Below are 13124 nucleotides of genomic sequence, written 5' to 3'. Positions count from 1 at the left end.
GGTCCCTGCTTGCCTCGCTCCGGGAAGGGCCGAGACCCCTCCACGCGCGTCCTCCGTCCGCCGCCGGCGCCGTCAGGTCCGAGGGCCGGCCGGTGCAGGCCCTGTGCCGTCGCGGTCGTACCGAGCCGGTGTGAGGTGATCGCCGCCTGGTCGGGGACGCACGGCACGGACCCATGAGTTGCTCGGTGCAGCATCGCGTGGTCGTGACGCCCCGGCTGAAGCCCGATGTTCCCGGCCTGCGCCGCGCACTGCTCTTCCGACGCGTTCAGCCGTGGGGGACCACGGCGACGGGGGCGGCGGCGTGGTGCAGGACGGCATGGGTCACATGGCCGATGTGGGCGCCGAGCGGGTTGCGACGGATCCGCCGGCCCACGACGACGAGCGATGCGTCGCGGGAGGCGTCCACGACGTGGAGGGCCGCGCTGCCGTAGCGGGACTCCTCGATGACTTCCACGTCCGGGTACTTCAGCCGCCAGGGCCGCAGCACCTTTGTCAGCTCCTGGGAGTCGTTCAGGGCCAGTGCCTCGTGCAGCGCGGGGTTGGCCGGTGTGCCGTACGCGTAGTAGGGCGGCGGGTTCCAGCCGTGGACGACTCGCAGGGACGTCCCTCGGCGCTGGGCGGCGTCGAAGGCGAACTCGATCAGGGCATCGTTGGGGTGCTCGACGTCGAGCCCGAGCACCACGGGCCGGAACGGAGTGGCGGCGGACGGAACACCCGACGGGTCCATGCGATGTTCGTCGGCGGCCTGTTCCAGGGCTCGGACCAGCACGAGGGGGCGCTCCGCGTGCGCAAGGACGGACAGGCCCACGGAGCCGACCATGAACCCGCCGATGCCACCGAGGCCGCGCGACCCCAGGACAAGCAGTTCGGCAGCCTTCACGACCTCCGCAAGGATCTCGCTCGGGCGGCCGGCGACGTGTTCGCTCACCACCTCGACGCCGGGATGGCGCAAACGGATGCCCTCCGCGGCTTCGCGAGGAATCCGCTCGCTCCAGTGCTGCTGGGTCTCGGGGCCCGGTACGGGGGCCTCAGCCATGGGCTCCGGTACCGGCTCCCAGACGTGAACGATCTTCAGCGGCAGACCGCGCAGTTTCGCTTCACGAGCCGCCCATTCGGCGGCGGCGCGGCTCTCGCGCGAGCCGTCCAGACCCACGGTGACGGTGCGGAGCATGATCTCTACCTCCTGAGGCGATGCGATTCCAGCGTCGAATCCGGCGGATTCGTTGTGCAGGGGCCACTGGTCCCCATCCGCGCCGACCGGCCCTTGCGCAGTGCGGCGCGTTGGACCGGGCAGTCAGTCCACGGCCGTCAGGGCTCAGCGGAGCCAGGCGTGGTCGCGGACGAACGGCAGCTTGGCCCAGAGCCTGCCCGCGCCCAGGGTGTCGCCGGCGGCGGCAGCGGCCACGACGATCAGAGCGACGGCATAGATGACGTGGTAGTCGACGAACGGGTTCGTGGACATGCTCGGCGACCCGTCCGAGACGTGCTTCGCGGGCGGCCATTCGGCGATCCACATCAGCGCCATCATCGCCGTTCCGGCGACGGCGGCCATCCGCATCGCTACCCCCATGACCAGGGCGAGGCCGATTCCGAGCAGACCGAGCATGAACAGCCAGTCGGCCCAGGGGTCGCCCGCCCAGGAATGGAAGGTGGACTCCATCGGCCCGACGGCGACGGAGCCGAGAAAGCCCTTCGTAGGCGATCCGCCATCGATCCAGCCCTTGCCCGACGACGTGGCGTAGCCGAAGCCGAACGTCTTGTCGAGGAAGGCCCACAGGAACACGAACCCGGTGAGCAGACGCAGGGACGCGAAGGCATAGGCTCGCTTGGTGCCGGTGTCGGTGCGTTCCGACACCTCGGACTCGGGCGCGGACGCGGTGCGCGGCCTGCGGAGCGAGAAGTGGAAACCGGAGTTTCGACGAGGATGCTCGTGCACGGCCATGGTCATGGTTCCCTTCGCGGATGGTTCGTTGTCCGACGCCCCTCACTCTCGTCCCGCACCCCGGTCGACACCCGGTGCCGAAGGTCCGCGCTCGCCGGGCCGAACGGCCCTGCCTGTGTGGCTCGTTGGGTGCCTGTGAGCCTCTCTGCTCGGCAGTGGCACATCGATGCCGAACGTCCGCATGCCGCCCATACGATCGCGGGGCAACACTCCTGACTTTCCGTCAGATATTGAGAGCCCTCACAAGCCGGCGAGGAGGCCGTCCAACGGGGCGGGAACCTCCTCGGGGGCAAGGGCTTGGACCAAGAGGCGGCCGTAACGAATCTTGCGCCCCTTCTTCGTGCCCATGAAACGCCGCAGCTGCTGGTGCCGGGGCCGGCCGTGCTGGGCGGGCTGCTGGAGGAACGTCCGCCAGGCGCGCAGCTCGTCCTCGGCCTGGATGATCTGCTCGATACGCGCCGAGCCCAGCGCGCGGATGAGCTCGTCCTCCAGATCCGCCGTGCAGACGAAGACACCTGAGTGCGGCGTCGAGTTGAGGGATCGGTCGAAGAAGGGCCTCTCCCGCTCGTCGCACAGACCTATCAGGCGCAGGCCCAGACCGGACGGCCCCAGGATCTGTGCGTAGCGGCCGACGCTCATCGCCCCACCCATCGCCACCACGCACACCCCCTCGGCCGCCAGGTCACGGCTCCGCCCCGCGGCCAGCGCCTCTACGGCCGCGAGGTCGCTCAACCCCTCCAGCAACACCGCCGTACGCACCCCAACGAGCTCGGCCAGGTCTCTCGCCGGCTCGCCGGAGCCACCGCCCGCCCAGCTTGCGACCTCGTACCGGAACATGCCCATGTCGACCATGCCCGGCAGTCTGCTCGTCCACCGACCGCAGCGCACGCGAGATTCGCCTGAGCAGCCACGCAGACTCGGGCACGGCAGGCCCTGCCGGAGTGTTCGTCATCCCGGTCGCACACCTTCCCCTGTCCCATGGGACGAGCCGGAGCGTCATGTCCCGTCGGGAAGAAAGTAGTCATCAGGGCTCACCGGTGGGCCTTCTGCCTCCGCTTGCTGCAGCGCCTCCCTAGATCGTCCGCGCTGTCGGCGGGACGGGTTTTGTGGCAGCAGGACGGGGGCCGCGGTGTCGCCCATGGGAGTGGCTGTGCAGGCGTCTCGACGCCCGGCGGGTGGTCCAGCCCATCGATGTCCAGGTCCGCAATCGGCTCCGCCCCTTGGACGTTCCAGCCGGCCACGTCTGTCCCCCGTGGGGCCGCCGGTCCACCCCTCGTACGCAAACGCCGGCGTACTCCGGCGTGGGCCGGGGTACGCCGCCGTCGGTGCGGAGTGTGCGGGGTGCGGGGTGGGATGGGACGGAGCGCGGGGTAGCCCGCGTTGTCATGTCGGCTACTTCGGGTCGCGGTCGAACTGTGCCTTGGACCAGCGATACCCGAGGGCGGTCAGGGCAAGGCACCAGCCGATGGCGATCCATCCGTTGTTGCCGATCCCGGTACCGAGAAGGAGTCCGCGCAGGGTCTCGATGGCGGGTGTGAAGGGCTGGTACTCGGCGATCGGCTGGAACCAGCCCGGCATCGAGTCGAGAGGGACGAAGGCGCTGGAGATCAGCGGCAGCAGGATCAGCGGCATGGCGTTGTTGCTGGCCGCTTCGGAGTTGGGGCTGGACAGGCCCATGCCGACCGCGATCCACGTGAACGCGAGGGCGACCAGGGCGAGCAGTCCGAACGCCGCCAGCCACTCCAGGACAGTGGCGTCGGTGGAGCGAAAGCCCATCGCGACACCGACCGCGCCGACCAGGACCACACTGATGATCGCTTGCAGCACGCTGCCGACGACGTGGCCGAACAGTACGGAGCTGCGGTGGATGGCCATGGTGCGGAAGCGGGCGATGATCCCCTCGTTCATGTCGGTCGAGACCGAGACGGCGGTGCCGATGGTGGTGGAGCCGATGGTCATCAGCAGGATGCCGGGGACGAGATAGGCGATGTAGGCGGACCGGCCCTGCCCGCCGCTCATGGTGTTGCCGAAGATGTAGACGAACAACAGCAGCAGCATGACAGGGGTGAGCAGCAGGTTCAGAGTCAGCGACGGGTAGCGGCGGGCGTGCAGCAGGTTGCGGCGCAGCATCGTGGCCGAGTCACGTACGGCGAGGGACACAGAGCTCATCGGACAGCCTCCTTGGACTGAGCGGACTGGGGGGACTGGGCAGGGAGCTTCGTGTCGCCGGTGAGGGCGAAGAACACGTCGTCGAGGTCGGGGGTGTGCACGGTCAGTTCGTCCGCCTCGATGCCGGCCGCGTCCAGGCGGTCGAGGAGGGAGCGCAGTGCGCGCTGGCTGCCGTCGCTGGGGATCTGCAGCGCAAGAGCGTCGTCGTCGCGGGCAGCGGCGTCGCCCAGTGCGGTAGCGGCGTTCTGGTAGGCGGTCGGGTCGGTGAAGCGGAGTTTCACGTGCCCGCCGGGCACGATCCGCTTGAGCTCCTCGGCACTGCCCTCGGCAGCGATCTTTCCGTTGCTCAACACCGCGATCCGGTCGGCGAGTTCATCGGCTTCCTCCAGGTACTGCGTGGTGAGGAAGACGGTCACGCCGCCGGCGACCAGCTCGCGGATGATCTGCCACATGGTGTGCCGTGAGCGCGGGTCCAGGCCGGTGGTCGGCTCGTCGAGGAAGATGATCCGCGGACTGCCGACCAGGGTCATGGCGATGTCGAGGCGGCGCTTCATGCCGCCGGAGTAGGTGGACGCGGGCTTCTTCGCCGCGTCGGTGAGGTCGAAGAGCTCCAGCAGTTCGGCGCTGACCCGCCGTCCCTCCCGCTTGGACAGGTGGTGCAGGTCGGCCATGAGGAGCATGTTCTCCTCGCCGGTGATCAGCCCGTCGACCGCGGAGAACTGCCCGGTGACACCGATCGCCGCGCGGACGGCCTGCGCCTCGGTGGCCAAGTCGTGCCCACCGACTCGCAGTTCGCCGGTGCCGGGGTCAGGGGTGATGAGGGTAGAGAGGATCTTGACGGCAGTGGTCTTGCCGGCGCCGTTCGGTCCGAGCAGAGCGAACACGGACCCGGCCGGGACGGCCAGGTCGATGCCGTCGAGAACGGTCCTGTCGCCATAGGACTTGCGCAGGCCGTTCGCCGCGATGGCCAAGCTGGTCATGAGCAGTGCTCCTTGAAAGAGGTGGGTACGAACGGCGATGCCACCGTGGGGCAGGTGCCCCGGTCCGCGATACCGCCGTCAGGCAGAGGCCGTGGTCCGCGATGCCGCTGCGGGCCACAGAGCGCGAGGGGCGGGCCCCCGCCCCTTCAGAGGCTGCGGGCGGTGATGTCGCCGTGGCCGGTGGTCGCCTTGATCGTCAGGGCCGGGGTGCCGTCGTTCTTCAGCGTGTTGTCGACCCGGCCGTAAGCGGTCCCGGCGTCCAGGGAGGCGGAGACACCGCGGGCGGCACCGACGGCGATGTCGCCCTTCTGCGTACGAAGGGTGAGCGTGCCACGAACGGCCTCGGTGACGGTCACGTCGCCCTTCTGGGTACTGATCTCACCGGAACCGTTCAGGCGGCCGACCGTGATGTCGGCGTCCAGGCCGACCAGTTCGGCGCTGTCGGCCTCGTCCAGCTTGACCGTGCCGCTCGCACCGTCGAAGGTCACGTCGCCGAGGCGTCCCACGCCCCGCAGTTCGGCGGCAGCCGTCTTCGCCTCGACCCGGGAACCGGTCGGCAGCTGAACGGTCACCTCGACGGAACCGGAAGTGCCGAGGATCCGGTTGCCGGCCTCCGGGGCCTCGATGCTCAGAACACCGTCGTCGTAGGTGATCCGGACCTGTTCCGCGGCCTTCACGTCACGGCCCCTGGCGGCATCCGCGGGCCGCACCTCCACCGTGGTGTCGGCGCGGTCGGCGGCGATCAGCTGGATGCGCCCGGCGGGGATGGTGACGACGGCCTGGACGGGGGCGGGGGTGGCGAACTTCTGCATGACGTAGCTCCTTTGTCCGCCGGCGCGGACCCTTGCGGTCCACTGTTTCCGACATCGGAAAAGCTACGTTGCATTCATCACCCCGACAACCGTGATGTTGCGTCAACTAAACGTATTCGCAGGTTGATGCGTGAATTTTGTTGCAACGGCCTCGCACCTAACGCAACACCTCGAGAGCGAGTCCGTTGCAATGAATTGAGAGTGAACGCTATGGTGGACGTAGACGCAGCGAACGAAGGAGAGTGCGCATGCCGGGAGGCAGACTCACCCAGCCCGAACGCCAGCAGATCGCGCTGGGGCTGGCCGACGGCCTCGCCTACGCCGAGATCGCCCGCCGCCTCGGGCGCCCGACCTCGACCATCACCCGAGAAGTCATGCGCAACGGCGGCCCCAACTCCTACCGCGCCGACATCGCCCACCGCGCCACCGAACACCGCGCCCACCGCCGCAGACAGACCACCCCCCGCGGCCCGAAGACGCCTCAACAGCCCTACGGCCGCGACGCCGAGGCGGTGCGCGAGTACCAGGAGGTGTTCACCACCGTCATAATGGCCTCCGGCGCTCCTACCATGATGGCCCGCGTGATGGCCTGCCTCACCCTCACCGACTCCGGCAGCCTCACCGCCGCCGAACTCGCCGCACACCTCCAGGTGAGCCCCGCCTCCATCTCCAAAGCCATCACATTCCTCGAAAGCCAGGGCCTGGTACGCCGCGAGACGGGCGAGGGGCGCCGCGAACGCTACGTCGTCGACGACGACGTCTGGTACCAGTCCATGATCGCCAGCGCCCACTCCACGGCCCAACTCGCGGAAACCTCACGCCAAGGCGTCCCCGTCCTCGGTACCGGCACCCCCGCCGCCACTCGCCTCGAGAACATCGCCCGCTTCCTCGACTTCGTCTCCGAAAGCATCACCCGGGCCGCCGAACAAGCCCGCGACATCCTCCACACCAAACCCCCGACGACCTACCCCGACAGCACCACCTGAACCCACCCCTACCGCGCGCCGCCGAAGAAGCCGGACCTCAGGTCCACGATGACGGCATCCAGCGGATGACCACTGGCGATGAACGCCCCACTCCACGGCGCGCTGAGAGCGAAGAGCAACGCGAGGCTCAGCCCGACCACGCTCGCCACACCCGCGATGAGCAGTGAGGTCCGCAGACTGCTGCGGAAAACCAGCGCGCCGGAGTTCACGATCAAGGCCAGTCCGCTGACCACGAGCGTGACCACGTAGAGCGCGGGAACGTCGCGCGATGCAGCGGCGACGCGGGCGCGCCGACTGCTCGTGACACCGTCCAGGGAAACCACCAGCTCCGTGCCTGCCGTGGTTCCCACTTCGGGTCGCGCCGCCTCGGCGCGTACGGTCCGCTCCAGTTGTGCGATCGCGCGATCGGTGATCACGTCGTCACCGGACGCCGCGGCCGCACCTTTCCATTCTCTGGCCCGCGAGGTCGTCAAGTAGTCCGCAAGGGCCGCATGGATCGGCTCCGAACGGACCCGCGGACTTGTCGCCGCCCAGGCCAGACGCGAGGACGCGGCCGCCTCGTCACTCACCAGCTCCTCGGCTGTGCGCAGGTAAGCGGCCTCGCTGGCCAGCGAGAGAGCCGCAAAGATGGCGAAGGCTGCACCGAGTGTCGGCATCAGCGGCGTGACGATCTGCGGCACCCGGTCCCGCTCCGCGGCCGGCACGAGCGCCCGGACGCCGATGCGCGCCAGGGCCGCGACCAGAAAGGCCAGCAAGAGGCCGCCCACGACCAGCACCACCGCGGGCAGCGAGGTCAGCCAGTTCACCACATCACCTACAGCGCATTCCCAGGAGCGCGCCCACGGCGGCCACGCATCTGCCCGCGCCCCATGATCACAGGCCGACGACCATCTACGCCCGGCGCCTGGCACGGCACCGGGTTTCGTTGACCGAACAGCCCATTACCGCCCAGTACGGACCGAACCAAGATTCAAGGCCGAGCCCCGGCATGAGGGTGCCTCCCCTCGATCCATGGGGTTGGGCAGGACGAGAGAGGGGGTGAAGGCCTTCGAGGCCTTCACCCCCTCTCCAGGAGTCACGCGATCCGGGCGTCGACAACCCGTCCGAACCATCGGCAGGAGTGTCGGTCAGCCCTCACCACCGCCGCCGTCGCTGCTGCCCATGTCGCCGCCGCCGTCATCGCTGCCGCCCATGTCGCCGCCGCCGTCATCGCTGCCGCCCATGTCACCGCCATCGTCGGTGCCGGCCGTGTCGGCACTCTCATCGGTGCCCGTGCCGGTCCCGTCGTCCGTGCCGGTCCCGTCGTCCGTGCCCGTGGTGGCCCCGTCCTCCGTGGTGGGGTCGGTCGCCTCGTCGGTGCCCGTGGTGGCCCCGTCCTCAGTGGTCGTGTCGGTCGCCTCGTCCGTGCCCTTCGTGTTCGGGTCGTCGGTGTCCTTCTGATCGCTGGAGTCCTTCGGGCCCTTCGGGTCCTTGTGCTCGTCCTTCCAGGGGTCGTTGTCCTTCCAGTGGTCCTTGTCCTTCCAGTGGTCCTTCCAGTGGTCCTTGTGGTGACCCCCGTGATGGTCGCCCCAGTGATCCTTGTGGTGACCGCCCCTCCAGTGGCTCTTGCACTTGTAGCTCTTGTGGTGCTTGTAGCACTTGTAGTGCTTGTCCTTCTGCCCCGTGGCGGAAGCCGCGGCCGGCGCGGACGCCGGGGCTGCCATGGCGGCGGAGGCCGGCAGGATGACGCCTCCGGCGATCACGACGGACGACGCCACCACCGTGGCGAGGCTCAGCCGACGCTTGGGACGGATGGTGCCGTGCTTTCGGGTCATGCGATTCATGGCATTTTCCTTCTGATTATCGAAAGACGCTTTTACTGACTGTGGTGCCTCGTTTTCTTCCGGTGTTTCCGGTGAGGCCCGCACTTCCAGTAGGCGGGATTCGTCCGGCTGGGTCACGCTCCGAGAACTCGGGGCTTGACCCAGCCGGAGACAACGCCTATAGGCGGCGGAGACGGCGCCCCCACAAGGCCGGTCGCCCTGTGGGAACGGTCCCTCGATCAGCGTCCGACCCCGGCACACGGCACAACGCCGGATACCACCTCGGTCACGGTGTGGATCCACAGGCGCGTCGCCCGCTCATGACGCCGGTCGGCGCGAGGGACCACGCCCTCACAGCGTGCAGACACCCGTGGTGTGTCTCGTTCTCACACACATAGCCGCGACGCGTTGCCGTAGGTGAATCTGCGCGGATACGTCCCTTGTCCCCTCCCGGCGCAAGGAACCCACGCAGGAGCATCACACAGGCTGCACACAGCCTTTCGAAAGCCCCGTTAGCGTGACTGGTCGCTCGATCCCCTGTGCACATTTGACCAGGCCGTGGCCCGCGCGGGCCGCCAGCGCAGTCGACCCAGGAAGACCGGAAAACCACATATGGATTACTGCTCCTCGTGCCGTCGGCACCTCAACGGTGCCCTGGTGTGTCCCGGGTGCGGCGCCTACGCCCCGGACATCGCCCCGCGCACCGCCGACGGCCACATCCGACTGGCCCCGGCGGGGACGGGCGTCGCACCGGCAACAACGGCCCACCAGGCCGGCACGGGCGCCGGCACGTGGTACGACAGCCCCTCGGACGACGTCGTCCCGTACGCTCCGGCCGCCGAGGCCGCCGAGACCGAGAGCATGCCGCCCATGCAGCAGGGACGGGCGGCGCGGCGTCGCCAGTTGGCTCGCTGGAAGAAGAACAAGCGCCGGGCCGCGGTCGCAAGCGCCGTCGCGCTCGTCGGAGGCGGTCTGACCATCGCCGCCATGGACGGGCACTCCACCGGCCGGACGCAGGCGGCCGCAGCGCCGGACGACCCGACCATGGATGTCGCGCATGAGCAGCCTCCCGGGCAGAACCGCCCGGCATCCACGCCTGCCCCCGCTCGGGACACGCGCGGCTCGTCTCCCACCCGTTCCCTGCCGCAGCCGTCGACGACCAACGCCCCGCGACAGCAGTCCCTGTCGGCCACATCCCGGGCGACGCTGCCGATCGTCCGGTCGGACTCCACAGGGCCGGCCCGTCCGGCAGCGACGTCAACACCGCAGCCGCAGAGCACCGCTCCCGCCGCCGACAGCACCGCACCGAGCCAACCCGGCACGACGACGGAGCAGTCGGCGGACCCCGCGACCGCCCACGGCACGGACTCGTCGGGCTCGCAGACCAGCCCCGCCCTGATATCGACATCGCCGACCGAGATCTGCCTGCTCGTGGTGTGCCTCGGCTGAGGCTTCCGGGCCGGCGGCATGTTGTGCGAGCGCGCAGGGACGGCATCAAGGTAACCGCCATCAGCGTGATCGGACTCTCCCCGCCGACCGCCGCAGGCCGATGTCGATGTCGATGTCGATGTCGATGTCGACGGGAAGTGTCCCAGCCCCCCATCTGCTCCCCGAACGCGCAGATCCAGGTGTCTCGCGTGGCCAGATGCAGGCCGAGGAACCCACATGATGTCTGCGGCGCGTGCGAGGGGAACCGTCGAACGGTTCGGAAGCCCCTGTCCGTCGGCCCAGGCCGCTCGCGCCGCAGCGGCCGGCCGACGGTCAGCCGCGTAGGAGCGGACACCACGGCGTTCGCGGCCCCGGCTCAGCAGCGCCGCTGCATTACGTTGCAGCGCTGATGGAGGTCCCGTGCCACTCGAGCGCCCCGTAGTGGTCGGCGAGCGCGTGGAACCCTTCCCTCGGTTCCCAGGGCATGTCGGGGCAGATGCGTGTGTCCCAGGCCCCGGACACCGGGCGGCAGGCGCTCAGATTGGTGCCGTGCCCGTGCCCTGTGCCGTCCCGGCGATCGCCGGGACGGCACAGCCTCATGATCCCTTCCGCACGGCGCCCGCCAGGATCCAGCCCTCGACGGCTTCGTACTGTCGCCGTTGCTCTTCTGCCTTGTGCCGGCCGGAGACGACAGTCCCCAGCCATCCGTAGGCGAAGCCCAGCGGGATGGACGCGATCCCCGTCGTGGTGAAGGGGAACCAGTTGAAATCGGCGTCGGGGAAGGAAGCGAAGTGGGAGCCGGAGACCAGATTGGAACCGGCCATGAGGACGATGGTGGTCACCGTGCCTCCGATGAGGGTGGCCATGAGACCCAGGCGTGTGTATCGGCGCCAGAACAGGCTGTAGACCAGGGCCGGTGCCAGTGCGGAGGCACTGATGGAGGCGGCGAGCAGAGCCAGTGGCTGAAGGTTGTGGTGCTGGACGAGGGTGGCCAGCAGAATGGTGGGGATGCCCACGGCCACGGCCGACACCCGGGCGTACGTCATTTCCCGTTGCGGGGTCGTCGTCCTCCTCCGGCCCGCGAGTACGTCGTGTGCAAGGGAGTTGGCACAGGCCAGGATCATCCCGGCGACCGAGGCGAGGAGGGTGAGGAAGAGCGCGGCCGTGACCGTGGTGAAGAGGAAGGTCTCGACGCTCGACACGTCCGTCCCGAATGCGGCCCGTGAGCCCAGAAGATACGCCGTCCTGCCCGTCGGGTCGGCGCCCGCGATCGCCGCACGGCCGACCAGCGCCGTCGCTCCGAAGCCGATGACCGTGATGATGAGCACGAAGATCGCCACGCAGGTCACCGCCCAGGACATCGACCGGCGCACCTGGTGCGCGCTGTTCGCGGTGTACATGCGCATGGTGACGTGCGGAAGGCAGGCCCCGCCGAGAACGACGGTGAGCTGCGAACTGATCATGTCGAGCCGAGGATATTTCCCGTCGGCGAACTCGAACCCCGAGTGCAGGAAGGCATCTCCCACGCCGCTGCGCCGTGCCGCCACGGAGAACAGCGCGCCGAGGTCCCAGTCGAACCGTCGCAGCAGCAGTACGGCGACGACAGCGCCGGAGCCGAGCAGCATCACGATCTTCATGATCTGGATGAGAGCCGTGCCCTTCATGCCACCGATCGCCGCATAGCTGATCATCATCGCGCCGATACCGATGATGCAGCCCGTCTTCATCGAATCGCTGGAGAACCCCAGAATGAACGCCAGCAGGTCGCCCGTGCCTGCGAGCTGGATCAGCATCATCGGCACCAACGCCGTGATCGTCACCGCGCACGCGGCGATGCGCACCGCCCGTCCGGGCATCCGCCGCGCGAGCGCGTCGCCCATGGTGAACCGGCCCGCGTTGCGCAGCGGTTCGGCCAGCAGGAACATCAGCAGCATCAGGGAGAGCGCGGTGCTCAGCGCCAGGACGATCCCGTCGTATCCGAACAGCGCGATGACGCCACCCGTGGACAGGACCGTCGCCGCGGAGATGTAGTCCCCGGCGATGGCGAGCCCGTTGCGCATCGGCGACAGCGACCCGTACCCCGTATAGAACTCGTCGAGATCGTCACGGTCGGGTCCCGTCATCACACACAGCAGGAGCGTGATCGTCGCGACCGTGGTGAACGCCACCAGCGACATGGCCTGCGCCGAGCTGCTGAACCCCGTCATCGCACGTCCTCCCGCCTGGCTCCCGGTTCCGACTGATGGCGGATCCGGTTGGCGATGGGGTCGACGCTCCGCCGCGCCGTGTACTCGTACAGGCCGATCGCCAGGCAGGTCACGGGTACTTGGATCAACCCGAGCAGCAGCCCCGTGGTGAGTCCGCCCGAAACGGTGGCCGTCGTCAGCGACGGCGCGAACGCCGACAGGAGCAGGAAGAGCGTGAAGTACCCGAGCGCCGTGAAGGTCGCCACACGACGCTGCCAGCGGTACGCGCCACGCAGGAGGCCGAGGTCGCTGTGCCCACGCTGCGCCTGGTCGCGCCGGACCCGGTGTCCGTCGAACTCCGGACGCGCGTGCGACTCCTGCCGGGGATAGGCGGCATACGAGGGTGATGACGCGAATGACGAGTCGTGCGGCGGCGGCCGATGGCCTGGTTGGTACTCGGGGGACGAGAACGTCATCCCGTGCTCCTTGCGTGGCTCAGGGCCCGTGCGGACCGCAGGGAGTGGGGGGTGGCGACGTACGCTACTCATAGGTATGCGGAGCACGGAAGGCTTTCGACAAACTGAACGGTCGGTATTCCGTACCGTGATGAAGAGGGACGCCGAGGCATCCATCTCGCCCCCCACAGAGCCGGTATGTCACCCCCACTCCCGGAACTTCGGCCGAGCGCCTGCCTGCCTGGGCATCGTGGTCCTGACGTGGCCGGTGCTCGTCGACCTCGTGCTCCTGCCTCGGCTCCTGCCGTACCACCACGACCCGAACGCTTCGCCGGGTTCCGCCGTCGCTACATCACCGAACTCG

12 protein-coding genes are annotated in these 13124 nt (G+C 68.9%); 2 read left to right on the top strand and 10 right to left on the bottom strand.

Annotated elements, in window-relative coordinates:
- Nucleotides 1–265 precede the first annotated feature (265 nt).
- The 6 genes from H305_RS0108960 to H305_RS0108935 form a co-directional block, all read right to left on the bottom strand.
- The gene (locus H305_RS0108960) at nucleotides 266–1171 is read right to left on the bottom strand and encodes a universal stress protein (RefSeq protein WP_028800096.1); all 906 of its coding nucleotides are present in this window, start codon (nucleotides 1169–1171) and stop codon (nucleotides 266–268) included.
- Between the two features lie 144 nt (nucleotides 1172–1315).
- Nucleotides 1316–1942, bottom strand: coding sequence for a DoxX family membrane protein (locus H305_RS0108955; RefSeq protein ID WP_028800095.1), 627 nt, complete (start codon nucleotides 1940–1942; stop codon nucleotides 1316–1318).
- 240 nt (nucleotides 1943–2182) lie between these two features.
- Nucleotides 2183–2794 (bottom strand): TOPRIM nucleotidyl transferase/hydrolase domain-containing protein, encoded by a 612-nt coding sequence (locus tag H305_RS0108950; protein WP_028800094.1) that lies wholly within the window; start codon nucleotides 2792–2794, stop codon nucleotides 2183–2185.
- Between the two features lie 540 nt (nucleotides 2795–3334).
- On the bottom strand, nucleotides 3335–4111 hold the full coding sequence (locus H305_RS0108945) for an ABC transporter permease (RefSeq protein WP_028800093.1): 777 nt from the start codon (nucleotides 4109–4111) through the stop codon (nucleotides 3335–3337).
- Nucleotides 4108–5091, bottom strand: a complete 984-nt coding sequence (locus tag H305_RS0108940; RefSeq protein ID WP_028800092.1) for a daunorubicin resistance protein DrrA family ABC transporter ATP-binding protein — start codon at nucleotides 5089–5091, stop codon at nucleotides 4108–4110. The genes H305_RS0108945 and H305_RS0108940 overlap by 4 nt, the downstream gene beginning before the upstream one ends.
- 146 nt (nucleotides 5092–5237) lie before the next feature.
- Entirely contained in the window at nucleotides 5238–5903 is a 666-nt protein-coding gene (locus H305_RS0108935) for a DUF4097 family beta strand repeat-containing protein (protein ID WP_028800091.1), read from the bottom strand.
- 248 nt (nucleotides 5904–6151) lie between these two features.
- On the opposite strand from H305_RS0108935, the gene H305_RS0108930 reads away from it, so the two are divergent.
- The gene (locus H305_RS0108930) at nucleotides 6152–6889 is read left to right on the top strand and encodes a GbsR/MarR family transcriptional regulator (RefSeq protein WP_028800090.1); all 738 of its coding nucleotides are present in this window, start codon (nucleotides 6152–6154) and stop codon (nucleotides 6887–6889) included.
- Between the two features lie 8 nt (nucleotides 6890–6897).
- Here the strand turns inward: H305_RS0108930 and H305_RS45070 are convergent, their stop codons facing one another.
- Both H305_RS45070 and H305_RS49300 read right to left on the bottom strand, forming a co-directional pair.
- Nucleotides 6898–7695, bottom strand: coding sequence for a hypothetical protein (locus H305_RS45070; protein ID WP_199791364.1), 798 nt, complete (start codon nucleotides 7693–7695; stop codon nucleotides 6898–6900).
- Nucleotides 7696–8016: 321 nt separating this feature from the next.
- On the bottom strand, nucleotides 8017–8703 hold the full coding sequence (locus H305_RS49300; protein ID WP_158690502.1) for a hypothetical protein: 687 nt from the start codon (nucleotides 8701–8703) through the stop codon (nucleotides 8017–8019).
- Nucleotides 8704–9303: 600 nt separating this feature from the next.
- Between H305_RS49300 and H305_RS0108915 the strand changes: the two genes are divergently transcribed.
- The gene (locus tag H305_RS0108915) at nucleotides 9304–10140 is read left to right on the top strand and encodes an SCO2400 family protein (RefSeq protein WP_028800088.1); all 837 of its coding nucleotides are present in this window, start codon (nucleotides 9304–9306) and stop codon (nucleotides 10138–10140) included.
- A gap of 575 nt (nucleotides 10141–10715) precedes the next feature.
- Here the strand turns inward: H305_RS0108915 and H305_RS0108905 are convergent.
- Complete coding sequence (locus H305_RS0108905) at nucleotides 10716–12326, bottom strand: cation acetate symporter (protein WP_028800086.1); 1611 nt, start codon at nucleotides 12324–12326, stop codon at nucleotides 10716–10718.
- Nucleotides 12323–12781 carry a DUF485 domain-containing protein gene (locus tag H305_RS0108900; protein ID WP_028800085.1) on the bottom strand — a complete coding sequence of 153 codons (459 nt, stop codon included), beginning with the start codon at nucleotides 12779–12781 and terminating at the stop codon, nucleotides 12323–12325. The genes H305_RS0108905 and H305_RS0108900 overlap by 4 nt, the downstream gene beginning before the upstream one ends.
- Between the last annotated feature and the right edge of the window lie 343 nt (nucleotides 12782–13124).

Source organism: Streptomyces sp. 142MFCol3.1 (assembly GCF_000424945.1).
Lineage (GTDB): Bacteria > Actinomycetota > Actinomycetes > Streptomycetales > Streptomycetaceae > Streptomyces > Streptomyces siamensis.
This window is presented reverse-complemented; position numbering and strand designations above follow the sequence as displayed.

What these genes read in the sequence shown, in the direction of transcription:
- H305_RS0108960 (WP_028800096.1), bottom strand. Translation starts at nt 1,171, where the DNA reads ATGCTCCGCACCGTCACCGTGGGTCTGGACGGCTCGCGCGAGAGCCGC.
- H305_RS0108955 (WP_028800095.1), bottom strand. Translation starts at nt 1,942, where the DNA reads ATGGCCGTGCACGAGCATCCTCGTCGAAACTCCGGTTTCCACTTCTCG.
- H305_RS0108950 (WP_028800094.1), bottom strand. Translation starts at nt 2,794, where the DNA reads ATGGTCGACATGGGCATGTTCCGGTACGAGGTCGCAAGCTGGGCGGGC.
- H305_RS0108945 (WP_028800093.1), bottom strand. Translation starts at nt 4,111, where the DNA reads ATGAGCTCTGTGTCCCTCGCCGTACGTGACTCGGCCACGATGCTGCGC.
- H305_RS0108940 (WP_028800092.1), bottom strand. Translation starts at nt 5,091, where the DNA reads ATGACCAGCTTGGCCATCGCGGCGAACGGCCTGCGCAAGTCCTATGGC.
- H305_RS0108935 (WP_028800091.1), bottom strand. Translation starts at nt 5,903, where the DNA reads ATGCAGAAGTTCGCCACCCCCGCCCCCGTCCAGGCCGTCGTCACCATC.
- H305_RS0108930 (WP_028800090.1), top strand. Translation starts at nt 6,152, where the DNA reads ATGCCGGGAGGCAGACTCACCCAGCCCGAACGCCAGCAGATCGCGCTG.
- H305_RS49300 (WP_158690502.1), bottom strand. Translation starts at nt 8,703, where the DNA reads ATGACCCGAAAGCACGGCACCATCCGTCCCAAGCGTCGGCTGAGCCTC.
- H305_RS0108915 (WP_028800088.1), top strand. Translation starts at nt 9,304, where the DNA reads ATGGATTACTGCTCCTCGTGCCGTCGGCACCTCAACGGTGCCCTGGTG.
- H305_RS0108905 (WP_028800086.1), bottom strand. Translation starts at nt 12,326, where the DNA reads ATGACGGGGTTCAGCAGCTCGGCGCAGGCCATGTCGCTGGTGGCGTTC.
- H305_RS0108900 (WP_028800085.1), bottom strand. Translation starts at nt 12,781, where the DNA reads ATGACGTTCTCGTCCCCCGAGTACCAACCAGGCCATCGGCCGCCGCCG.